We start from the raw sequence: 22,687 nt of genomic DNA on the forward strand, positions 1-22,687 counted from the left end.
AGCTAGTCGATGCCGAAGCGCCCCGCGAGGTCCAGGTAGCGGGCGCGGATCCCCTGGATCACGGCCTCCGGGAGGTGCGGCGCCGGGGGCTGCTTGTTCCAATCGGGCAGGGTTTCCAGGTAGTCGCGGAGGAACTGCTTGTCCAGGCTCGGCGGATTCTGGCCGGGCGCCCAGCTGTCGGCCAGCCAGTAGCGGCTGCTGTCGGGCGTGAGCGCCTCGTCGATGAGCAGCAGTTCGCCCGAGATGCTGAGGCCGAATTCAAACTTGGTATCGGCCAGCAGGATCCCCTTCCGGGCCGCCAGCTCGGCGCCGCGCCGGTAGAGGGCCAGGCTGAGATCCCGCAGCCGGGTTGCCAGTTCCGCACCCACGATGCCGGCCATGCGCTCGAAGCTGATGTTCTCGTCGTGACCTTCCTCGGCCTTGGTGGCAGGCGTGAAGATGGGCTCGGGCAACCGGTCCGCCAGGCGGAGTCCCGGCGGCAGCGCCACGCCGCAGACGCTGCCGCCGGCCTGGTATTCCTTCCAGCCGCTGCCGGCCAGATAGCCCCGCACCACGCATTCCACGGGCAGGGGCCGGGTCTTCTCCACGATGACCGCGCGCCCGGCCAGGTCCTTCCGGTGGGCCTCCAGGGCCGCGGGCCAGCCGGGGTGGCCGCGGAAGTGGTTCGGCACCAGATCCTCCGTGGCCGCGAACCAGTAGGACGCCACCGCGGTGAGGAGGCGCCCCTTGTCGGGAATGCCTTCGGGCATCACGCAGTCGAAGGCGCTGATGCGGTCCGTGGCGACGATGAGCAGCTCGGTCCCGAGGTCGTACACATCCCGGACCTTGCCCCGGCGGAAGACGGGAAAGGGCAGGTCGGTGCTGAGCAGGACGGACATGGGACTCCCCGGGGCAAACCCCATCATCGCAAGACCCGGACCGCCAGGCCAAGCAGACGCTGCAGAACCGGGCTGGACCCTCCGCCTTTCAGAGCCATCAACCCGGGTTCAGGCCAGTTCAGGGAGATGCCGCGGCGTGGGTGCGGACCAGTGCAGCCCCCCGGGCAGCAGGGCGTAGCGGTTCATGACGCCCGCCCAGCGGGCCAGCTCCGACTCGCGCACGGTCCCCTCGGGTCCGCTGAGCGGAAGGCCGAGGAACTGGACAAAGTCCTGGACCTCGGCCCCGGAGATGCCCAGCAGCGAGGGCAGTCCATCCAGCCCGTGGAGCCGGTCCCCTTCCGGAGGCGCGAGGAGCCGGTAGTCGAAGGTCTCCCGCAGCACCGAGGCCGTGGCCGCCGGATCCAGCTCCTGGGCGGCGTCCAGGTGGGGGAAGGGATTCCCCCCCATCAGGCCGAGGGCCTGGGCCATGCCGAGGTGGGCCAGGAGGTGGACGGGATGGATCTTCAGCACGGCCTCGAAGGTGGCGCGGGCCTCCTGGGCGCGGCCCAGGCGCAACAGGGCCTCGCCCTGGCGCAGGTGCGCCTCCACGCGTCCGGGCTCCGCCTTGATCCACCGCTCCGCCACCGCGGCCATCTCCTCGGCCATACCCTGGGCCCGGAAGAAGCTGGCCAGGTAGGCGAGGCTGGCCACATCCTTGGGCGCCAGCAGCAGCAGGCGGTCCAGGATCTCGGCGGCGCGCAGGGTCTGCCCCTCCTGATCCAGCCGGTTGGCCCAGTCCCGGAGCACCTCCACCTGCCGAGGCACGGGATGGTTCGGGGTGGAGTGGGCCGGATCGGCGGGATGGAGCAGCTGGGTCCGCACCCACAGGTAGCGCAGGGGATTGCGCCCCTCGGGAGCGGCCAGTTCCTCTTCGATGGCGTGGACGATCGTCTTGAGGCCATGCTCCCAAAGGGGGGGCACCGGCATCTGCACATGGGTCCGCAGCTCGCGGCTGAGAGGGTCCAGGGGGTTCCCCGTCCGGCCCAGGTGGAGCCTGAGACGGATCAACTCGAGGCCGGGGTCGGGGCCGGGCTGGAAGGCCACGCGCAGCGCCAACTCCCCGGTATCGGGGTCGAAATCGTCCAGGATCAGGAAGCGCAGGTGGGCCCGCATCCCTGGAGGGTAGCAAAGTCGCCCGGACCGTACATCCTCGATCCAAAGGAGGTTGACCGGGTGGGGTTCCGGGCCGATGATGCAGTATTCGTCTGATTTGGAGGCTTCCCATGCGAAAGACGCTGTTGTTCGTGCCCATGCTGGCCGTACTTCCAGCCTTCGGTGGCGAGGTGGGCCTCCTGCTGGACAAGCAGGTGGGCAAGGCCCAGGCCGCGTCGGGTGCCCTCGGCACTCAGAAATACGACGCCGTGAGCCCCACGGGTTTCGGCATCCGCGGGGGCTTCGATGTGCTCGACCTCAAGGTGGCCGCCCTCCAGGTGAATGCCACCTGGCACAACAAGACCACCGGCGACCTGACCTATGGCGGCACCAAGTACGGCGAGCTGGAGAACCAGTACTGGGCCGCGGGCGCCATGGTGAACTGGAAGCTCCTCGTCAATGTGGGCGCCGGCGTGGAATACCGCTCCGAGAAGCTCAGCTTCCGCCCCACCTCCGGGGCCAGCACCGACAGCACCCTGGGTCGTCCCTGGGCCCGGGTGAATGTGGGCTTCAGCATCCCCACCCCCGTGGTGAGCCCCTTCTTCCTCTTCGAGGTGGCCGCGCCCCTCACCAAGAAGGACACCACCAACACGCGCCAGGATCTCACTGAAGCCCTGGCACCCCAGGTGCAGATCGGCGTCTACGGCGGCATCCGGTTCTGATCCAGGCTCGCCGGGCGTGAAAGGGGCGCTTCCCGGCGCCCCTTTTCCGTATGATGGAGGCTCATTCTCCGAGGGACGATGGAACTCCGGATCCTGGGCTGCAGTGGCGGGGAAGCCGACGGCGAGCGCCTGACGGGGCTGCTGGTGAACGGCTGCGTGGCCATCGACGCGGGCTCCATCACGGCCGCCCTGACCGTGGCCGAGCAGGTGAAGATCCAGCATGTGTTCCTCAGCCACTCCCACCTGGACCACATCTGCACGCTGCCCTTCTTCACCAAGAACATCTTCGGCCACACGCACGAGGCCGTGGAGATCCACGCCCTGCCCGAAACCCTCGATGTGCTTCGGCGCCATCTCTTCAACGACGAGCTGTGGCCCGACTTCAGCGTGATCCCCAGCCCCAACGATCCCACCATCCGCTACACGGAGATCGAGCCCGAGTGCTCGTACCATGTGTGCGGCCTCCACATCACCCCCATCCGCGTGAACCACCTGGTGCCCTGCGTGGGCTACAAGGTGGATGACGGGAAGGACGCCTTCATCTTCACCAGCGACACCGCCGAAACCGACCGCATCTGGGAGGTGGCCAACGCCACGCCGAACCTGCGGCTGGTCATCACAGAGGCCAGCTTCCCCAACGAGCAGGCCTGGCTGGCGGAAGCCTCCAAGCACCTCACCCCCGCCAAGCTGGGTGCCGAGCTCGCGAAGCTCCGTCGCGCCGTGCCGGTGCGGATCTATCATCTGACCCCCGGCGACAAAGCCACCATGCTGCCCCAGCTCGAGGCCCTGGGCGATGCCCGCGTCCGCCTGCTGACCCAGGACGAGCGGCTGGTCTGGTAGAAGCCGCCCCGCAGGTCTGATCGGGGCAGATCGTCAGGGTTCCGGGAAGGCGCTCTCGAGCGCGACCAGAGCCTCCTCGTAGGCGGCCGGCAGGAGCCCTGCCAGCCCGCGCGCCGGGTCGAGGCGACCCTCACGGGCATGGACCTCGATCTGGGCGGCAAGGTCCGCGAATTTCTGCAGCCCGAGATTGCCCAGGGCCCCCTTCAGCTGATGGGCCTCCTGGATGGCCGTCGCGGCGTCTCCAGCGGCCAGAGCGGCCTGCACGGAGGCGACGCGGGGGGGCGCATCCTCCTTGAGAAGCCCGATCAGTTCCTGCACCAGCTCCGGTCCCGCCCCGATGTCGAGGAGGTCCCGCAGGGGCCGGGGATCGAGGATCAGCAGATCAGACAAGAGGTCTCCAGAAAGCAAGCGGATCCAGGGTCACCCGGATCCGCATCGTCCGCCCGCTCGCGGCGGCCAGGCTCAGAAGCCGTGGCCGGCGGGGTGGCCCGCGGCCTGCAGGCGGGTGAGGCTGGCGTTGAGCTTGGCCTGGGCGGCGGCGATGTCGTGCTCCGTCTGGGCTTCCTTGAGGAGCGTGAGGGCCCGCTGGCGGGAAGCCTCAGCCCGCTCCAGATCGATCATGTCCACCGTCTCGCTTTCGCGGGCCAGGATGGTGACGCGGTCGGGGCCCACCTCGGCGAAGCCGCCGAAGACCGTGATCCAGTGTTTCTGGCCTTCCTGGATGTAGTACAGGAGGCCGTCGCCGACTTCGGTCATCAGCGGCGTGTGGCCCGGCAGGATGCCGTAGTACCCGCGGGTGGCGGTGGGGAACTGCACCTCGGCCACCTCGGCCGAGAACACCGGCCGCTCCGGGGTCACCACTTCCAATTTGATGGTCTGAGACATGGCGGGCTCTTTTCAAGGCTCGGAATCCGCCTGCGCGGATTCCGAGTTGGAGAAAGACAAGACTATACGGCGGCCAGTTTCTCGGCCTTCTCGACGGCTTCTTCGATCGTGCCGACGAGGTAGAAGGCCTGCTCGGGCAGGTGGTCCCACTTGCCGTCGCAGATCTCACTGAAGCCCTTGATGCTGTCCTCGAGCTTCACATACTTGCCCTGCATGCCCGTGAACTGCTCGGCCACGAAGAAGGGCTGGCTGAGGAAGCGCTGGATCTTGCGGGCGCGGGCCACCACGAGCTTGTCGTCGTCGCTCAGTTCGTCCATGCCCAGGATGGCGATGATGTCCTGCAGCTCCTTGTACTTCTGCAGGATCGCCTTCACGCGCATGGCGGTGTTGTAGTGGTGGTCGCCGAGGATGCGGGGATCCAGCAGGCGGCTGGTGGAGGCCAGGGGATCCACGGCGGGGTAGATGCCGAGGGCCGCGATCTCACGGGAGAGGTTCGTCGTGGCGTCCAGGTGGGCGAAGGTGGTGGCGGGCGCGGGGTCCGTGTAGTCGTCCGCGGGCACATACACGGCCTGCACCGAGGTGATGGAGCCCTTCTTGGTGGAGGTGATGCGCTCCTGCAGCTCGCCCATTTCCGTGGCGAGGGTGGGCTGGTAGCCCACGGCGGAGGGCATGCGGCCCAGCAGCGCGGACACTTCGGCGCCGGCCTGGGTGAAGCGGAAGATGTTGTCCACGAAGAGCAGCACATCCTTGCCTTCCACATCGCGGAAGTACTCGGCGACGGTGAGGCCGGTGAGCGCCACGCGGGCACGGGCTCCGGGCGGTTCGGTCATCTGGCCGTAGATGAGCGCCACCTTGCTCTTCGACAGGTCGTTCTTGTCGATGACGCCGGAATCCATCATCTCGTGCCAGAGGTCGTTGCCCTCGCGGGTGCGCTCGCCGACGCCCGCGAACACGGAGTAGCCGCCGTGGCCCTTGGCGATGTTGTTGATGAGCTCCATGATGAGCACGGTCTTGCCCACGCCGGCGCCGCCGAAGAGGCCCGTCTTGCCGCCCTTCGCGTAGGGTTCCAGCAGGTCGATGACCTTGATGCCCGTCTCGAACATCTCGGACGAGGTGTTCAGGTCTTCGTACTTGGGGGCCTCGCGGTGGATGGGCAGCGTCATCTTGTGGCCGATGGGGCCGCGCTCATCCACGGGATCGCCCACCACATTGATGATGCGGCCCAGGGTCTCGGGACCCACGGGCACATTGATGGGCTTGCCGGTGTCGGTCACGACCTGGCCGCGGACCATGCCCTCGGTGGGCTGCATGGCCACGCAGCGGACGCGGTTCTCGCCGAGGTGCTGCTGCACCTCCAGCGTGACGGAGACGCCGGCGATGTCAGTAAGCAGGGCGTTCATGATTTCGGGCAGGTGGCTGCCGAACTCGACATCCACGGCGGGACCGACGATGGCGATCACGCGGCCTTGAAGGTTCGTTGACATGGGGGACCTCGACGAAGGAATGGGCAGAAAAGCTTAGGCGTTGGCGCCGGACACGATCTCGATGATCTGGTTGGTGATGCTGGCCTGGCGGATCTTGTTCATGGTCAGGGTCAGCTTGGCGATCATGTCGCCGGCGTTGCTGCTGGCCTTGTCCATGGCCGCCATGCGGGCGCCATGCTCGGAGGCGCTGCTCTCCAGCAGGTTGCGGAGCAGCTCCGTCTCCACGAAGCGGGGCAGCAGGGTCTCCAGCACCGCGTTGGGATCGGGTTCGAGCAGGTGGGACACTTCGACGGCATCGCGGCCTTCGGCACGGCGATCCAGCTCCATGGGGAAGACCCGGAACACCGTGGGCGTCTGCGCCACGGCACTGTTGAAGTAGTTGTAGATCACATAGAGCGCGTCGATCTCGCCCGCATGGTACTGGGCGGCGGCGCTTGCGGAGATCTCGGTCACCACCCGCTGGAAGCCCGTGAGCGGGAGGCCGAGATACTCCCCGGCCGGTGTCATGTTGCGCTTCCGCGCCCATTCGGCCGCGCGCTTGCCCACCACATCCAGATGGACGATCTCGGCGGGGCACTCGGCCACGAAGGCGTTGGCGGCCTTGAGCACATTGGCGTTGAAGCCGCCGCAGAGGCCCTTGTCCGAGGCCACGAGAACCACGCGGATGCGCTTCTCCTCGCGGGGGGACAGGAAGGCCTGGGCGGCGGGGCCCGGCTGGATCTCGGCGTCACCCTTGATGCGGCCCACGACGCGGCGGACGACTTCCATCATCTTGCCGGCGTAGGGGCGCAGGGCCACCAGGCGCTCCTGAGACTTCCGCAGCTTGACCGCGGAGATCATCTTCATCGCTTTGGTGACCTGCTGGGTGTTCTTCACCGACCGGATGCGGCGGCGAATGTCCTGGAGACCGGCCATCGGACTAGGCTCCCGCGGTCTGGTTCAGGGAGGCCTGGAAGGTCTCCTTGAAGGCCGCCACCTGGGTCTTGAGCTGGGCCTTGGCGTCGTCGCTCAGCACCTTGGTGTCGCGGATGCCGCGCAGCACCTCGGGGGCGTTCACATCGAGGTAGGCCATCAGCTCGGATTCGAAGCGGCGCACCTGGGCGACCGGCAGGTCGTCCGCGTAGCCGTTCGTGGCGGCCCAGATGATGACCACCTGCTTCTCCACGGCCATGGGCTGGTACTGGCCCTGCTTCAGGATCTCCACCAGGCGCTGGCCACGGTTCAGCTGGGCCAGGGTGGCCTTGTCAAGATCGGACCCGAACTGGGCGAAGGCCGCCAGCTCGCGGTACTGGGCCAGGTCGAGCTTGATGGTGCCGGCCACGGACTTCATGGCCTTCACCTGGGCGGAACCGCCCACGCGGCTCACGGAGATGCCCACATTCACGGCCGGACGGACGCCGGCGTTGAAGAGATCGCTCTCGAGGAAGATCTGGCCGTCGGTGATGGAGATGACATTGGTGGGAATGTAGGCGGACACATCACCGGCCTGGGTCTCGATGACCGGCAGGGCCGTCAGCGATCCCGCGCCGCGCTCATCGCTGAGCTTGCAGGCGCGTTCCAGCAGGCGGGAGTGGAGGTAGAACACATCGCCAGGGTAGGCTTCGCGTCCGGGAGGACGGCGCACCAGCAGGGAGATTTCACGGTAGGCCGCAGCCTGCTTGGACAGATCGTCGTAGATGCAGAGGACGTGGCCGCCGGGGTTGTCCTTGCCCGCGGGCTGGCCGTCCTTGCCGTGCCACATGAAGTACTCGCCAAGCGCCGCGCCGGTCATGGGCGCCAGGAAGAGCAGCGGGGCGGCTTCGGAGGCGGAAGCGGCCACCACGATGGTGTGCTTCATGGCGTCGTATTCCTCGAGCGTCTTCACCACCTGGGCGATGGTGGAGCGCTTCTGGCCGATGGCCACATAGATGCAGATCACGCCGGTGTCGCGCTGGTTGATGATCGTGTCCACGGCCACGGCGGTCTTGCCCGTCTGGCGGTCGCCGATGATCAGCTCGCGCTGGCCCCGGCCGATGGGGATCAGGCTGTCGATGGCCTTGAGGCCGGTCTGCATGGGCTCGTGCACGCTCTTGCGGTCCACGATGCCGGGGGCGATCTGCTCGATGGGGTTGGTCTTGGCGGCCTGGATGGGCCCCTTGCCGTCGATGGGATTGCCGAGGGCGTCGATCACGCGGCCCACGAAGGCGGGGCCCACGGGCACGGACATGATCTTGCCGGTGCGCTTGACGGTGTCGCCTTCCTTGATGGCGGCGGCGTCGCCCAGCAGGATGATGCCGACATTGTCCTCTTCCAGGTTGAAGGCCAGGCCCATGACGCCGTGCGGGAGTTCCAGCAGCTCGCCGGCCATGGCCTTCTCGAGGCCGTAGGCGCGGGCGATGCCGTCACCGACGCTGATGACGGTGCCGACCTCGGCCACATCCACCTGGGCGTCGAAGCCTTCGATCTGGCTGCGGATGATGCGGGAAATCTCTTCCGCGCGAATGTCCATGAAGTCCTCCAAACCTGCGAGTTGAAAGCGAATGAATTAAGCGGAGAGAAGCTGGGTCTTGAGCTGGCGGAGCTGGCCCTGGAGCGAGGCATCCAGAACCGTGGAGCCCACCTGCACCTTGAGACCGCCCAGAAGGGCGGCATCCTGGCTCCAGGTGAGGCGGATCGTCTTGCCCGTGCGGGCGGCCAGGGAGGCCACCAGCGCCTGGGCCTGGGTCTCGCTGAGGGGCTGGGCGCTGGCCACCTTGGCCTCGACGATGCCCGCCCGCTCATCCACCAGATCCGCGAAGGTCCGGCGGAGCTCCGGCAGGAGGTTCAGGCGGCCAGCCTCGGCCACCACGCGGAAGAAGTGCCGCAGGGTCTGGCTGACATTGGCCTTGGCGAGAATGGTCTCGAAGACTTCCGCCTTCTTGGTGGGGAGCACCAGGGGCGAGGCCACCAGACGGGAGAGGTCGGCGTTGGCAGCCACGGCGGCGGCCACCATGTCCAGCTCCTGCTGCAGCTGGGGCACATTGCCCTGCTGGTCGCCGATCTGGAGAAGGGCCTTGGCGTAGCGCCGGGCGGTCAGGCGGCTGCTCACTGGGCGCCTCCAATCTGCTGAATGGCACGATCAATGACCCCGCCGGCGGCCTTGGCGGCCTCGGGCCCCTGCAGCTTGGCCTCCAGGCGCTTGGCGGCACCTTCCACGGCCAGCTCCGCCACGAGGGCGCGCAGTTCCTGTTCGGCCTGGCGCTTCTGGAAGCCGATCTCGGCCTGGGCCTGCGCCAGGATCTGGACGGCCTCGGCCTTGGCGGCCTCGAGCAGCCGCTGCTTCTCGACCTCGCCATCCGCCTCGGCCTTGGCGAGGATGCCCGCCAGCTCGCCTTCGAGCCCGGCCATCTTCGCTTCCATGTCCTTCATCTGGGCCTCGCCCTCGGCCTTGTCCTTCGCCGCCTGGGCAAGCAGCGTCTCCAGCTCTTCCTTGCGGGACTTGAACATGACCGACAGGGCGCCCTTCAGCATGAAGAACAGGGCCGCGCCATAGATGGCGAAGTTCATCAGCTGGACCAGGAAGGCGCCCAGGTTGCCGTATTCCTTGCCGAAGAGCTTCATGGCCGGGCCATGGTGGGCGCCACCGTGGGTGTCGCCATGCCCGGGGGCGGCCTCGTGGCCAGCCTCGGGGACCCCGTGACCGGCGGCCGGGGCGTCATGCCCTGCGGCCTGGCCGTCATGCCCCGAGGGCTGGGCCTCATGGCCGGCGGGCTGAGCTTCGTGCTTCTCGGCGGCGGGGGCCGCGTGGGCGTCGTGCGCCTGGGCCGCGAGCCCCAGGGGGCTGAACGCCAGGGCGGCGGAGAGGGTCAGTCGGGTCAACATTGTCATGCTCAGGCCTGCTTCAGAAGGGTCTGGGCCATGGACTCGGAGAGCGCATCCACCTGGGCCAGCAGGTTCTGACGGGCTTCCGCCTGCTGCGCCTTCAGGGATGCCACCGCCGTCTGCCGTTCGGCCTGGGCCTTGGTGCGCGCCTCGTCGAGCAGGCCCTGCTTCTCCCGGCTCGCGGCGTCCGCCAGGGCCTTGCGCCGCTCGAAGGCCTGGGCGCGGAGATCCTTCAGGCGCCCCTGGTAGTCCTTCTGCCGGGCCTCGAGCTGCGCGGAGGCCTGGGCCTTGGCGTCGCCGCCGGCACTCAGGTCGCGGTCGCGGTCCGCCATCACCTTCGTGATGGGCTGGAAGAAGACCACGCGGAGGTAGAGGTAGAGCACCACGAGCAGGACGATCACGAAGAGGATGGCCGGCAGGTCCGGCCGCATGGGATCCGGCATCTGGGCCAGGATGCGCGCCACGGGGCCGTCCCCGTCCGGGGTTCGGAGCGTCAGATTCGCCAGTTCCAGCAGCGCCACAGGCCACCCTCCAGAAACATCCCTAGGCCACGGCCGATGGGTCGACCAGGGTCACACCGACGCCAGCGTTGGTCCGCGGGAACCCCTGGCACGGAAGTCTTAAAACCTTACCAGACCAGTCTGGATCCCTCAACGCAGAGCTTTGGCCTTGACCCCTCCCGCATCGTGTGTGAACATCAGGGTTCGGCGATTCGGGCGATTAGCTCAGTCGGTAGAGCAGCTGCCTTACACGCAGCATGTCGGCGGTTCGAGCCCGTCATCGCCCACCAGTTACCTGGTGAAATGCAACAAACGCAAGGGGTTGTAGCTCAGTCGGTTAGAGTGCCAGCCTGTCACGCTGGAAGTCGCGGGTTCGAGCCCCGTCAGCCCCGCCAAAAAACGCGCCCCCTGGGCGCGTTTTTTTTGCGGCGGGGCCGAGGGGCCCGAACCCGCGAGTGGGCTCGCCGAGGCGCCACTTGATGTGGCGCCGAACGAGACCGGCGGATCCTAGCCCAAAGGGCGACGGAGACGCGTTCGAGCCCTCGATGGTATGGGACGAGGTGAAAGGCGGGGCTGTCCCCCCTATTCCCTCAACGACCACATCCGCACGATCTTCCCTGCCTTCACCTGGTAGATGGTGACGGCCACGAGGGGCTCCTTGCCCGCCCGGCCCTTGATCTTCTCCTTCTGGATCACGAAGTCCCCGGACACCATCTGGGCCTCCGCGGAGGCGTGAAGGTCGGGATTCGCCTGGAAGCGCGCCGCGTAGAGTTCCCGGAGCCGGGCCTTGCCGGTGGGGGCCGAGGTGGCGGGAATCTCGGAGACTTCCACCTCCTCCGCGAAGAGGGCCAGGAAGCCCTCCAGGTCGTGGGCGTTGAAGGTCTCGATCTGCTTCTGCACCGTGGCGGTGGGACTGAGGACCTTCGGGGTGGGGGCCGCCGTCAGAATCGAGGAGACGACGAGCATGGACAGAGGACGGATCATGGACACCCCGGGGAAGATCGGTCCACTGTAGCCGCCCCCGCGAAATCCGCCCGTGCCCTTTCGCCCCATGCCCGATAGACTGGAAGGCTTGGAACAACTATGAAACTGCCCCTCGTCGCCCTCTGCGGACGCCCCAATGTGGGCAAGTCCACCCTCTTCAACCGGCTCACCCGCAGCCGCGCGGCCCTGGTCCACGACCTGCCGGGCATGACCCGGGACCGCAGCTACGGCCGCGTCACCTGCCTGAGCGAGGAGGGCGAGGCCGAGGAGATCTTCGAGCTGGTGGACACCGGCGGCCTGGACTTCGAGGGCGACGATGTCATCACCCAGGGCATCACCCGCATGGCCGAGGCCGCGCTGGGCGAAGCCCATGTCGCCATCCTGCTGGTGGACGGCCACGACGGCCTCACCGCCGGCGACGAGGAGATCGCCGCGCGCCTGCGCCGCCAGGGCAAGCCCATCCTCCTCGTCATCAACAAGCTCGACGGCATGAAGGGCGGCGCGCCCGATGCCGGCTTCTACGGGCTGGGCTTCGACGAGGTGCTGGCCATCTCGGCCGCCCACGGGGCGGGCGTCCCCGAGCTGATCGAGGCCCTGCGGGCCCGCCTGCCCTTCCACCGCACACCGGAGGAGGCCGAGAGCCACTCCCTGTCCGACGAGCTGCGCTTCGCCCTCATCGGCCGGCCCAATGTGGGCAAGTCGTCCCTCACGAACCGCCTGCTGGGCTACGAGCGCAGCCTCGTCAGCGAGGTCGCCGGCACCACGCGCGATACCGTGGACACGGTCTTCCATGTGAAGGACCGGGTCTACCGGATGATCGACACCGCCGGCATCCGCAAGAAGGGCAAGACCCACGAGGGTGCAGAGAAGCTCAGCATCCTCAAGGCCAAGCAGGCCATGGCCCGGGCCGATGTGAGTCTGCTCCTGCTGGATGCCGTGGAAGGCGCCACCCATCAGGACGCCGTCATCGCCGGCTACGCCCAGGAGGCCGGGGCCGCCGTCATCCTCGTGGTGAACAAGTGGGATCTCGTCGAGAAGGACACCCACACCATCTACGGCGCCGAGGAGGACCTGCGCCGCAGCCTGGGTTTCCTGCACCACGCGCCCATGATCTTCCTTTCGGCGCTCACGGGACAGCGCGTGTCGAAACTCTTCGGCATGATCGATACGCTGGCGGAGGCCCACGGCCGCCGCATCCCCACGGGCGAGCTGAACCGGTTCCTGCGTGAGACCGTGAGCGCCATGAGCCCACATGCCATCGACGGCAAGCTCCCCAAGCTCTACTTCATGACCCAGGTGGGCGTGCGGCCCCCCAGCTTCGTGGTGAAGGCCAACACGGACCGGGGCCTGCACTTCAGCTATGTGCGCTACATGGAGAACCGGCTCCGGGAGCAGTTCGGCTTGGCGGGCGTGCCCCTGCGCCTCAGCGTCCAGAAGAAGAAGACCGGCGAGGGCGAGGAGCCGGAAGTGGCCCCGGTGCGCCGCATCCTGGATCCCGGCGAGGGCTTGAAGCCCTCCCGCAGCAACGAGTCCCTCCAGGCCCAGCGGGTGGACAAGGTCAAGGCCCGGCCGCGCCCCAAGAAGAAGGAAGGCCCCAAGCCCGCCGCCAAGCAGGCGCCGAAGAGGGGCAAGGGCGCGCCGCCCAAGCGCATCCGGCAGAAGTCCACCAAGAAGGTGTAGAGGCCCCGGGCCCCCGAGGTCATGGAAACGGGGGGCGCGGGATGGGGCTTTGGGCTATCGTAGGCCACCTCCCCGGAGCCCCCATGATCCTGCGCTGCCTCCTCGTCAGCCTCCTCGGCCTCGCGCTCTGCGCCCAGGAGCGCCCGCTCGTCCTGAAGGCGGCGCGGCTGCTGGATGTCCGTACCGGGAGGGTCGAGACCCCTGGCCAAGTCTGGGTGAAGGATGGCCGCATCCAGCCCGGCGCCCCGCCCGCGGGTGCGGAAACGCTCGATCTGGGTGATCGCACCCTGCTGCCGGGCCTCATCGACTGCCATACCCACCTGCTCATCCCCGCGGGCCTGGGCGAGCTGGGCTACCTCAAGCGCAGCCAGGGGGCTCTGATCCTCGATGGCGTGGTGAATGCCCGCAAGGTCCTCCAAGCCGGCTTCACCACGGTGCGGGATGTGGGCGCCTCCGCCGGATTCGGCGATGTGGCGCTGCGCGAAGCCATCGCCCGCGGCGATGTCCCCGGCCCCCGCCTGCTGGTGGCCGGCCCCGCCCTCTCCATCACCGGAGGACACGGTGACCTCAACGGGTTTCCCCCCCACCTCCACACCCAGGATGAGCACATCGTGGATTCCCCCGATGCGGCCCGGCACACCGTCCGGGAATGGCGCAAGCGCGGCGTGGACCTCATCAAGATCCACGCCACGGGCGGCGTGCTGTCCAACCACGACGATCCCGCCGCCCCCAGCTTCAGTCCGGCGGAGTTCAAGGCCATCGTCGACGAGGCCAACCGGCGCGGCATGGATGTCTGCGCCCACGCCCACGGCGACGCCGGCATCCTCGAGGCCACGGTGGCCGGCGTCCGTTCCATCGAGCACGGGAGCCTGCTGAGCCCCGCCACCGCCAGGGAGATGAAGGCCCGCGGCACCTTCCTCGTGCCCACGCTCTATGCCCTCGAATCCATCCTGCTGCCGGGCAATCCCTACAAGGTGCCCCAGGGTTCCCTGGCCAAGGCCCGCGCCATCCTGCCCCTGCGCCGGGCCGGGTTCAAGGCCGCCCTGGAGGCCGGCGTTCCCATCGCCTACGGCACCGACATCGGCGTCTTCGAGCACGGCCAGGTGGCCATGGATTTCCGGTACCTCGTGAGCTACGGCATGACGCCCCTGCAGGCCATCCAGAGCGCCACCGTGACCGCCGCCCGACTGCTGCGGCTCGAGGGCGAGATCGGCACGCTGGAAGCCGGCCGCACCGCGGACATCATCGCGGTGGACGGCGACCCCCTGAAGGACATCACCACCCTCGAACAGGTGCGGTTCGTGCTGCGCGAGGGCCGCATCGTCCGTCGCGAGCCTTGATCAAAACCTCCAATTACGATTCACAGATATGTTATTAATTATTTTAAATAATATAGTTAGATCGTATTTTGTCAAATAGAATTGATTCTCATAAAAATTAACAAGCCTTAACTTGTGGGGCCCTGGACGGGCCGGGAAGCTGACGGTCTCACTTCCGTTCTTTCTTCCCCCCCGTGATCCCAAGGTCTTCGCTCGCGAAGCCTGGGCGCCGTCCAGGCCGGAAGAGCCGGGGCGGTCGCGAACCCTCTTCCCCTTCCTGAAGGAGTTGCCCATGGCAACGACTAAGGGCCGCATGGCCCTGTCCTTCCTGACCGCGGCCCTCGCCGCCGGTTCCCTGACCGCCCGTTCCCCGCAGGAATCCCTGCGCGTGAACGCCGCCGCCGACCGCCTCCTGGCGGAGCGCACCCAGCTGGGCCTGGATGCCGATCATGCCTTCCGGCTCCGCGACTCGCACTCAGACCAGCTGGGCCAGACCCATGGCCACTTCCAGCAGACCTACAAGGGCGTGAAGGTCTGGGGCGGCGACGCCATCACCCACACCGGCAAGGACGGCGCCGAACTCCCGCTGACCAACGCCCTGCACCGGAACATCACCATCAATGTGATGCCTTCGCTGAGCGAGGGGGAAGCGCTGGCGGCGGCCCAGTCCGACCTGGCCCCCAAGGGCCCCTTCGCCTACGCCCCGACCACGGAGCTGGTGGTCTATCCCGAGATGGTGGAAGTCACCCGCCCCGGGAAGCGCGCCCTCGACCAGCTGAATGCCGACGATGTGACCCGCCAGGTGCTCCGGCACACCTTGGCCTACCATGTCCACACCGAGCTCGAGAACGAGGCCGACGGCATCCGCCACACCGACTACCTCGTGAACGCCCACACCGGCGCCATCCTGAAGAAGTGGAACACCCTCCACACCACGGCCGCCACCGGCACCGGCAACAGCCAGTACAACGGCGTCGTCTCCCTCCCCACGAACTACACCGGCACCACCTACGAGCTGCGGGACATGACCCGCGGCACCGGCGGCACCTTCGGCAACAATGTGGTGACCAACTCGGCCCACGCCGCGACCACCTCTACGGCTGCCGGCACCCTCTACACGGACGCCGACAACACCTGGGGCGATGGCGCCAACTATGTGGAAGGCTCCTCCACCACGGCCGCCAACGGCGAAACCGCCGCGGTGGACGCCATGTTCGGCATGGTCAAGTCCTGGGACTTCTACAAGAGCGTCTTCGGCCGCAACGGCATCGATGGTGCCGGCACCGCCACCTACAGCCGCGTCCACATCGGCAACAGCTACGACAACGCCTTCTGGTCCGACAGCTGCTTCTGCATGACCTACGGCGACGGCTCGTCCTTCACCACGCTCACCGCCCTCGATGTGGCCGGCCACGAGATGAGCCACGGCGTCTGCGCCCGCACGGCGAACCTCACCTATTCCGGTGAGTCGGGCGGCCTGAACGAATCCAATTCCGACATCTTCGGCACCATGATCGAGTTCTACGCCCGCGGCGGCTCCGGCGCCACCATCGGCAACACCGGCGGCAACTGGACCATCGGCGAGCAGCTCGCGTCCACGCCCCTGCGCTACATGTACAAGCCCAGCCTGGACGGCTCCAGCCCCGATGCCTGGTCCTCGACCGTCGGCAGCCTGGATGTGCACTACTCCAGCGGCCCCATGAACCGCTGCTTCTACTTCCTGAGCCAGGGCGCCACCACCACCGGCAACACCAGCACCACCTACCTGCCCAGCGGCATGACGGGCATCGGCAATGACAAGGCCGCCGCCATCTGGTTCCGGGCCCTGACCACCTACCTCACCTCCAGCTCCAACTACGCCGCGGCCCGCACGGCCGCCATCAGCTCCGCCAAGGATCTCTACGGCGCCGGCGGCGCCGAGGAACAGGCCGTCTGGAATGCCTTCCACGGCATCAATGTGGGCGCCGCCTGGTCGGGTGGATCCACGGACACCACCGCCCCCACCGTCTCGGCCACCGAGTCCGGCACCAGCGGCACCATCACCTTCTCCGCCACCGCCTCGGACAATGTCGGCGTGAGCCGGGTGGAGTTCTATGTGGACGGCGCGCTGAAGGGCACGGACACCACCAGCCCCTACAGCATGACCTTCGACAGCACCACCCTGACCAACGGCAGCCACAGCCTGGTGGCCAAGGCCTATGACGCGGCCGGCAATGTGGGCACCAGCACCACCGCCACCTTCTCCGTGTCCAACGCCACCTCCGGCGCCGAGCTGATCCTGAACGGCGGGTTCGAAAGCGGCGCCACCAGCTGGACCCAGACCAGCGGCGTCATCGGCACCTTCACCGGCCAGGCCGCCCACACCGGCTCCTACGACGCCTGGATGTGCGGCTACGGCTCCGCCCACACCGACTACATCTACCAGCAGATCGCCATCCCCAGCACCGCCACGGGCACCCTGACCTTCTGGCTCCATGTCGACTCGGCGGAAACCACCACCACCACCGCCTACGACACCCTGAAGGTCCAGGTCCTCAACACCTCCGGCACCGTGCTCGCCACCCTCGCGACCTACTCGAACCTGAACAAGGGCGCCGGCTACACGCAGAAGTCGCTGAGCCTGGCGGCCTACAAGGGCCAGACCGTCCGCCTGCGCTTCTATGCCGTGGAGGACAGCAGCCTCCAGACCTCCTTCGTCGTCGACGATGTGAGCGTCAAGTAGGCTGAACGAATCCAGGGAAAAGGGCCGCTTCCGAGCGGCCCTTTTTCATCCCTCCAGCAGCACCTTGGCGTGCTCCAAGGCCTCGGGGCGGTCGGGATGGCCGGACAGGAGCCGCGCCAACTCGCGGTTGCGCGCCTCGCCTGCCACCCAGCCCAGGGCGCTGCGGGTGCGGCCGCCTTCGGTCTCCTTGTGCAGACGGCCATGCCGGTCGGCGCGGGCCGCCACCTGGGCCAGGTGCGTGACGGCCAGCACCTGGTGGGCCCGCCCCAGCTCCGCCACGGCCTTGCCCACGGCCAGGGCCGTTTCGCCCCCCAGGCCCGCATCCACCTCGTCCAGCACCAGGGTCAGGGCGTCCTTCACCCCGGCCCCCCGAACGCCGATACCCGGGGCGAGGCCGGCGCCCACCAGGGCCAGCATGAGGCGGCTCAGCTCGCCGCCGGAGGCGATCTTGGCCAGGGGCCGGAAACCCTCGCCGGGATTGGGTTCGATCCAGATGGCCAGGGCCGAGAAGCCCTGCGCGGCCACGCGCACGGACCGGCCGCTCTGCTGCACCGGACTGCCAGCCTCCTCCGCCAGCGACAGCCGCAGCTGAAGGCGCGCCCCCTTCATGCCCAGGCGCCCCAGACGCTTCTGCACCTCGGCCTCCAGCTTCGGGATGGCCGCGGTCCGCTTCCCATGCAGGACCTCCGCAGCGGCCCGGTAGGCCTCCACCACCTTGGCCAGGGCGACCTCCAGTTCCTTCACGGACGCATCCCCGGCCAGGAGGGAGCGCTGCTCGTCCCTCAGGGCCTGCGCCCGGACCGGCAGTTCCTCCGGTTCGCAGCGGTGGCGGCGGGCCAGGCGCTCGTACTGGGCCAGCCGGGCCTCCATGGCCTCGATGCGATCGGCCCCGGCGCTGGCCCAGCGGATGGCCTGGTCCTGGACCAGCGCCAGCAGATCCTCCAGTTCCAGGGTCACGGAGCGCAGGCGGTCCTGCTCGGCAATGGCGTCCGGCCAGTGGTTCACGGCCCGCACCAGCGCCTTGTGGGCCAGTTCCACTTTCGGCAGTCCCGCATTCAGGGCTTCCGCGGCCTCCCGGAACGCCTGCTCGAGATGCACGGCGTGGCGCAGGGGCTCGCGATCCGCCCGGAGCTGGGCCCACTCGCCGGGCTTCGGCGCGAGCTTGTCCAGGTCGGCCAGGGCTTCGGCCAGCTGCTCCAGGCGCTGCTCCCGCTCGGCCTCGCTGCGGCGCCGGGCCTTCAGCGCGGCCTCGGCCGCGCGTACCGCCGCTGCCTCGACCTCCAGACAGGGCTCGAGGCCCAGCACCTCGTCCACCAGCGCCAGGTGGCGCTCCTCGCCCAGCAAGGACTGATGATCATGCTGGCTCGTGAGGCGCATCCAGAGGCGGCCCGCATCCCGCAGATCCGCCAGGGCGCAGCTGGCCCCGTTGATCCAGGCCCGGCTGCGACCGGCCCCCACCTCCCGGCGCAGCACCACGGGCTGCTCCTCCGGCAGGCCCCGCTCGGCGAGAAAGCCCCGCCAGGCTTCGAAGCGCCCTTCCACCACAGCCTCGACCGTGGCCCGCTCCGCCCCGTGGCGCACCAGTTCCCCATCGCCCCGGGCTCCCACCAGGAGGGAGAGCGCGTCCACCAGCAGGGACTTGCCCGCCCCCGTCTCGCCCGTGAGCACCGTGAAGCCCGGCCCCCAATCCAGGGACAGATCCTCCACCAGGGCCAGGTTCTGGATTCTCAGGGATGAAAGCATGGGACCAGTCTAGCGGGAGGACGGGTCGAGGCCGGACCCCCTAAGCTCCGGCTCAGGTCTCGATCGGCCTATTCCGAGACGCCCTGATTCCCCAGCTGCTCCAGTCGGCGCTTCGCCTCTCGCTTCCCGATCTTCCTCAAGGCGGCGATGGCCGCCAGCTGGGCCTGCCGGGGGCGGCTCTTCTCGGCCTCCCAGTGGTAGATGGATTGGCCGGAGACCCCGAGCAGCAGACCCATGTCTGCGGCAGAGAGTCCGAGCTTCTGGCGCTGCGCGGCGAACCGCTTCGCACTGAAGCGAATGGGGGAGGTGCTCTCTTCGCTTTTCGGGGGGGTCGGCCTCCCCAGAACCTGTTTGGAAACCCGTGCTTGCAGCTTCTCGAGCTGATCCGTCCGACGCTTCAGCTGTGCGATCTCCGAGCGTGAGTGGCTCAAGGCCTTCTTGAGGCTCTCGAGTTCGTTGCGGACTTCTTTTCGGGCGAGGCGGAGAATCTCGGCCTTCAGCAGTGAGGCGATGTTGGGCATGGGGGCTCCCCTGGGGTGGCGCGGTTCCTGGCATTCCATTTTGATCGCAATCCAGGTGAAACAAGACCAGTGATTTAGGCGAAGGCTCACCAGGGATCGGGGGCGCGTGCCCCGGGATCGGCGTTTCTTGCCGACCCAGGTTAAAGCAACCGGACGCTTCGGGCCGCCTCGTCCACGGCCAGCTCCCCCCAGGCTGGATTCCCCGGCGCGGAGCCATAGCCCGCCAGCAGTTCCGCCAGGGTCAAGCGCTGGCCCTCGAACAGCGGGAAGAGGCCCCACTGGGCCGCGTAGGCCAGTCCGTGGGGCATGCCGTCCGAACCGAAGATCAGGTCCCGCCCCGGCCTGAACCCCACTTCGTCGATGAGCATCCGGAAGGGGTTGTTCCGCGCCAGACGCGGCCCGTCCAGGCGGTCCGCATAGTCCGCGCTGTCGCTGGAGAAGTTCGGCTGCATGGAGAGCACCAGGCCCAGGTCCCGGGCCCGCCTGGCCTGCGCCCGGGTGATGAACTGGACATGCTCCAGGCGGACCAAGGGGAAGCGGAGTCCCTGCCGCTCCAGGTCCTCCAGCCCGTTCAGCACCTGCCCGATGGCCCGGTCGCCGATGGCGTGGATGGCGATGGCCTTGCCATGGGGATGGGCGGCCGCCAGCATCTGCCGCAGCGCCTCGTCGGCGTGGAGGAGCAGGCCCGGCTCGCCGCCGAGGAAGGGTGAATCCAGAGCCGCCGTCCGGGCGCCCAGGGCCCCGTCGGTGAAGAACTTCAGCCCGGCGCACTCGGCCTGGGCCTCGGCGGGCAGGGTCTCGAAGATCGCCGGGACGGTCCACCAGGGCATGCGGTCGGCCCAGCGCGAGGCGCGCATCGCCCGCCAGGCCTCCGTCCCCGTCAAGAGCATGTCCTCCACCGCACCGATGCCCACGGCCTCCAGGCCCTGGATCCAGGTCTCCAGCTTGGCGGGCGAAAGCCCCGCGGTACGGCCGTACAGGCCCAGGAGGCGCCCCAGGTTCCGCTCGCTCCAGTCGGCGTCGGCGCATCGCTCCACCAGTTCGGGATCCGTGTCCCGGAGCAGTCGGGCCCCCTCCGGGCTGAGCCTCAGCCCGTGCAGGCTGAAGTTCACCAGGAGCACCGGGGGCAGACCGGCCAGATCCGCCTCCGACAGGGGCAGGCGCCCACTGTGCCAGCCCATGACCAGGGAGAGCCGGTCTTCTGGAAGCCCCCGCATGAGCTCCAGCGCCGCACCCGAATCCGCGCAGGTCGAGAGGCCCGGCGTGCCCTGCAGGGCGGCGTAGAGGCTCACATGGGAATGGTGGTCGAAGATGGCCTTGAATCGGTGCGGCATGGAACCCCGAGGGCCCACCACCGGGGCACCCTTGCGCGCGGATGGAGGGAACTTGAAGCCCCCATTGTGGCTCGGATCTGAGACCGGCGCAGCGGTCATACTGGCCTCCGGAGGATCCCCATGCTCTACCGGAAGCCCTGCGGCAGCGTGCTGGAAGCCATCGGCAACACGCCCCTGGTCCAACTGCGCCGCGTCGTCGAGAACCTGCCGGTGGAGGTCTTCGCCAAGCTCGAGTTCCTGAACCCCATGGGGAGCAGCAAGGACCGCATCGCGAAGCACATGATCGAGGCCGCGGAGCGCGACGGCCGCCTGAAGCCCGGCGGCCTCATCATCGAGAACTCCTCGGGCAACACGGCCATGGGGCTCGCCCTCATGGCCATCCAGAAGGGCTACCGGCTCAAGGTGGTGGTGCGCGACACCATCTCCCAGGAGAAGCTGAACCAGCTGCTGGCCCTCGGCGCCCAGGTGCACAAGGTGGACACGAGCCTGCCGCCGGAGCACCCCGACAGCTACAACAACATCACGCCGCGCCTGGCCCGGGAGACGCCCGGCTGCTTCTTCCCCGATCAGCACGGCAACCGCGAGAACAATGCGGCCCACTATGCAGGCACGGGCCCCGAGATCTGGGAGCAGATGGAGGGTCGCATCGACTACCTGGTGGCCGGCGCCGGCACCGGCGGCACCATCGGCGGCGTGGGCCGCTACCTGAAAGAGAAGGACCCGACGATCAAGGTCGTGGCCGTGGATCCCGTGGGCTCGGTGTTCACGCCCCACTTCCGCGGCGAGAAGAACCCCAAGGCCGGCCCCTACCGCATCGAGGGTCTGGGGGACGAATTCCTCATCCCCACCATGGAGTTCGAGCTCATCGACGAGATGTACCAGGTATCCGACCGCGACGCCTTCCAGCAGGCGCGCAGGCTCGTCAGGGAGGAGGGCGTCCTCGGCGGCGGCTCCAGCGGCGCGGCCCTGTGGGCGGTGCTCCAGGTCGCGAAGAGCCTGCCCGCCCTGGGCCGCCCGGCGCGCATCGTGACCGTGTTCCCGGACGGCGCGGGCCGCTACCTCAGCAGCATCTTCAACGATGCCTGGCTCGCGGAGCGCGGATTGCTGGACGACGAGCGGGGGTTGCTCGAGGCGGGGGAATGACCGCCTTCTCCGGCACCTACCTCGAGGCCATCCGCCAGGCGCTCTTCGATGCGATGGCGGCCGATGCCCGGGTCTGCTGCCTGGGCGAAGACATCGGCAACTACGGTGGAGCCTTCCGCGCCACCGAGGGGCTGCTGGAGCGCTTCGGCCCCGACCGCGTCATCGACACGCCCATCTCCGAGCAGGCCATCGCCGGGTCGGCCATCGGCGCGGCCCTCATGGGGCAGCGGCCCGTGGCGGAGTTCCAGTTCATGGACTTCGCGCTGCTGGCGGCGGACCTCATGGTGAACTTCGCCGCCAAGGCCCACTGGCGGTGGGGGCAGTCCGTGCCCGCCGTCTTCCGCGGACCTTCGGGCGGCGGCAACGGCGGCGGCCCCTTCCACAGCCAGAACCCCGAGGGACACTTCCTGGGCAGCCCGGGCCTCAAGGTCGTGGCGCCGGGGACCGTGCGCGATGCCTACGCCCTGCTCCGCGCCGCCATCGACGACCCAGATCCCGTGCTGGTCTTCGAGCACAAGCACCTCTACCGCCGCCTCAAGGACCAGTGGCACGAGGCCCCCACGGCGCGCCTGGGTGAGGCGGCCCTGCGCAAGAACGGCACCCGCGCCTGCGTGATCACCTACGGCGCGGCCCAGCATGCGGCCCTGGAAGCCGCGGCCGGCCTCGATGTCGCCGTGCTGGACCTGCGGACCCTCTGGCCCCTGGACGACGCCGCCATCGCGGACCTGGTGAAGCGCACCCACCGGGTGCTGGTGCTCACCGAGGCCAGCCTCACCTACGGCCCCGGCGCCGAGCTGGCTTCCCGCATCGGCGAAGCCTGCTTCAGCTGGCTCGACGCCCCCGTGATGCGCCTGGGTGCGGCCGACACGCCCACCCCCGCCAGCCCGCCGCTGGAGGCGGCCTTCCTGCCGGGCCCGGCCGCCGTGGCCGCCTCGCTGGAGCGGCTGCTGGCCTGGTAGCG

At 68.5% G+C, this 22,687-nt stretch carries 21 protein-coding genes and 2 tRNA genes; 9 read left to right on the plus strand and 14 right to left on the minus strand.

Annotated features, from left to right (window positions below; genetic code table 11):
• Positions 1–2 precede the first annotated feature (2 nt).
• Entirely contained in the window at positions 3–878 is an 876-nt protein-coding gene (locus tag QUD34_RS12530) for a phosphoribosylaminoimidazolesuccinocarboxamide synthase (RefSeq protein ID WP_286354047.1), read from the minus strand.
• Positions 879–986: 108 nt separating this feature from the next.
• A complete protein-coding gene (locus tag QUD34_RS12535) occupies positions 987–2,030 on the minus strand; it encodes a tetratricopeptide repeat protein (protein ID WP_286354048.1) in 1,044 nt (347 codons plus the stop codon).
• A 110-nt stretch (positions 2,031–2,140) separates the two neighbouring features.
• Between QUD34_RS12535 and QUD34_RS12540 the strand changes: the two genes are divergently transcribed.
• Together QUD34_RS12540 and QUD34_RS12545 are read left to right on the plus strand one after the other, a co-directional pair.
• Positions 2,141–2,731: a hypothetical protein gene (locus tag QUD34_RS12540; RefSeq protein ID WP_286354049.1), complete on the plus strand. Its 591-nt coding sequence runs from the start codon at positions 2,141–2,143 to the stop codon at positions 2,729–2,731.
• Between the two features lie 78 nt (positions 2,732–2,809).
• A complete protein-coding gene (locus QUD34_RS12545; protein WP_286354050.1) occupies positions 2,810–3,571 on the plus strand; it encodes an MBL fold metallo-hydrolase in 762 nt (253 codons plus the stop codon).
• A gap of 33 nt (positions 3,572–3,604) precedes the next feature.
• On the opposite strand, the gene QUD34_RS12550 is transcribed toward QUD34_RS12545, so the two are convergent.
• The 8 genes from QUD34_RS12550 to QUD34_RS12585 form a co-directional block, all read right to left on the minus strand.
• Entirely contained in the window at positions 3,605–3,961 is a 357-nt protein-coding gene (locus tag QUD34_RS12550; protein WP_286354051.1) for an Hpt domain-containing protein, read from the minus strand.
• Positions 3,962–4,033: 72 nt separating this feature from the next.
• Positions 4,034–4,456 carry an ATP synthase F1 subunit epsilon gene (gene atpC / locus QUD34_RS12555; RefSeq protein WP_286354052.1) on the minus strand — a complete coding sequence of 141 codons (423 nt, stop codon included), beginning with the start codon at positions 4,454–4,456 and terminating at the stop codon, positions 4,034–4,036.
• Positions 4,457–4,518: 62 nt separating this feature from the next.
• Positions 4,519–5,940, minus strand: a complete 1,422-nt coding sequence (gene atpD / locus QUD34_RS12560; RefSeq protein ID WP_286354053.1) for a F0F1 ATP synthase subunit beta — start codon at positions 5,938–5,940, stop codon at positions 4,519–4,521.
• 33 nt (positions 5,941–5,973) lie between these two features.
• Positions 5,974–6,855, minus strand: a complete 882-nt coding sequence (gene atpG, locus QUD34_RS12565; RefSeq protein ID WP_286354054.1) for an ATP synthase F1 subunit gamma — start codon at positions 6,853–6,855, stop codon at positions 5,974–5,976.
• Between the two features lie 4 nt (positions 6,856–6,859).
• The gene (gene atpA, locus QUD34_RS12570; RefSeq protein ID WP_286354055.1) at positions 6,860–8,428 is read right to left on the minus strand and encodes a F0F1 ATP synthase subunit alpha; all 1,569 of its coding nucleotides are present in this window, start codon (positions 8,426–8,428) and stop codon (positions 6,860–6,862) included.
• A 36-nt stretch (positions 8,429–8,464) separates the two neighbouring features.
• Positions 8,465–9,007: an ATP synthase F1 subunit delta gene (atpH, locus tag QUD34_RS12575; protein WP_286354056.1), complete on the minus strand. Its 543-nt coding sequence runs from the start codon at positions 9,005–9,007 to the stop codon at positions 8,465–8,467.
• On the minus strand, positions 9,004–9,786 hold the full coding sequence (locus QUD34_RS12580; RefSeq protein WP_286354057.1) for a F0F1 ATP synthase subunit B: 783 nt from the start codon (positions 9,784–9,786) through the stop codon (positions 9,004–9,006). The genes atpH and QUD34_RS12580 overlap by 4 nt, the downstream gene beginning before the upstream one ends.
• 2 nt (positions 9,787–9,788) lie before the next feature.
• Positions 9,789–10,301, minus strand: a complete 513-nt coding sequence (locus QUD34_RS12585) for a F0F1 ATP synthase subunit B (RefSeq protein WP_286354058.1) — start codon at positions 10,299–10,301, stop codon at positions 9,789–9,791.
• A 193-nt stretch (positions 10,302–10,494) separates the two neighbouring features.
• Here QUD34_RS12585 and QUD34_RS12590 point away from each other — a divergent pair.
• Both QUD34_RS12590 and QUD34_RS12595 read left to right on the plus strand, forming a co-directional pair.
• Positions 10,495–10,570, plus strand: a tRNA-Val gene (locus tag QUD34_RS12590).
• Between the two features lie 28 nt (positions 10,571–10,598).
• Positions 10,599–10,675: transfer RNA gene (locus QUD34_RS12595), tRNA-Asp, on the plus strand.
• 187 nt (positions 10,676–10,862) lie between these two features.
• On the opposite strand, the gene QUD34_RS12600 is transcribed toward QUD34_RS12595, so the two are convergent.
• Entirely contained in the window at positions 10,863–11,264 is a 402-nt protein-coding gene (locus tag QUD34_RS12600; RefSeq protein ID WP_286354059.1) for a nuclear transport factor 2 family protein, read from the minus strand.
• A gap of 99 nt (positions 11,265–11,363) precedes the next feature.
• Here QUD34_RS12600 and der point away from each other — a divergent pair, with 99 nt between their 5' ends.
• The 3 genes from der to QUD34_RS12615 all read left to right on the plus strand — a co-directional run bounded on the left by der (position 11,364) and on the right by QUD34_RS12615 (position 16,985).
• Positions 11,364–12,944, plus strand: a complete 1,581-nt coding sequence (gene der, locus QUD34_RS12605) for a ribosome biogenesis GTPase Der (RefSeq protein WP_286354060.1) — start codon at positions 11,364–11,366, stop codon at positions 12,942–12,944.
• 83 nt (positions 12,945–13,027) lie between these two features.
• Positions 13,028–14,284: a metal-dependent hydrolase family protein gene (locus tag QUD34_RS12610; protein ID WP_286354061.1), complete on the plus strand. Its 1,257-nt coding sequence runs from the start codon at positions 13,028–13,030 to the stop codon at positions 14,282–14,284.
• A gap of 271 nt (positions 14,285–14,555) precedes the next feature.
• Positions 14,556–16,985, plus strand: a complete 2,430-nt coding sequence (locus tag QUD34_RS12615; protein ID WP_286354062.1) for a M4 family metallopeptidase — start codon at positions 14,556–14,558, stop codon at positions 16,983–16,985.
• A gap of 45 nt (positions 16,986–17,030) precedes the next feature.
• Here the strand turns inward: QUD34_RS12615 and QUD34_RS12620 are convergent, their stop codons facing one another.
• The 3 genes from QUD34_RS12620 to QUD34_RS12630 all read right to left on the minus strand — a co-directional run bounded on the left by QUD34_RS12620 (position 17,031) and on the right by QUD34_RS12630 (position 20,583).
• Positions 17,031–18,728, minus strand: a complete 1,698-nt coding sequence (locus tag QUD34_RS12620; RefSeq protein ID WP_286354063.1) for a DNA repair protein RecN — start codon at positions 18,726–18,728, stop codon at positions 17,031–17,033.
• 68 nt (positions 18,729–18,796) lie between these two features.
• Positions 18,797–19,249 (minus strand): helix-turn-helix domain-containing protein, encoded by a 453-nt coding sequence (locus QUD34_RS12625; protein ID WP_286354064.1) that lies wholly within the window; start codon positions 19,247–19,249, stop codon positions 18,797–18,799.
• Between the two features lie 140 nt (positions 19,250–19,389).
• Positions 19,390–20,583, minus strand: coding sequence for an amidohydrolase family protein (locus tag QUD34_RS12630; RefSeq protein ID WP_286354065.1), 1,194 nt, complete (start codon positions 20,581–20,583; stop codon positions 19,390–19,392).
• 120 nt (positions 20,584–20,703) lie between these two features.
• Between QUD34_RS12630 and QUD34_RS12635 the strand changes: the two genes are divergently transcribed.
• Positions 20,704–21,726 (plus strand): PLP-dependent cysteine synthase family protein, encoded by a 1,023-nt coding sequence (locus QUD34_RS12635; RefSeq protein WP_286354066.1) that lies wholly within the window; start codon positions 20,704–20,706, stop codon positions 21,724–21,726.
• Positions 21,723–22,685, plus strand: a complete 963-nt coding sequence (locus QUD34_RS12640) for an alpha-ketoacid dehydrogenase subunit beta (RefSeq protein WP_286354067.1) — start codon at positions 21,723–21,725, stop codon at positions 22,683–22,685. Before QUD34_RS12635 ends, QUD34_RS12640 begins: the two co-directional genes overlap by 4 nt.
• Positions 22,686–22,687: the final 2 nt, after the last annotated feature.

The sequence above is a fragment of the Geothrix oryzae genome, assembly GCF_030295385.1.
Classification (GTDB): Bacteria; Acidobacteriota; Holophagae; order Holophagales; family Holophagaceae; genus Geothrix; species Geothrix oryzae.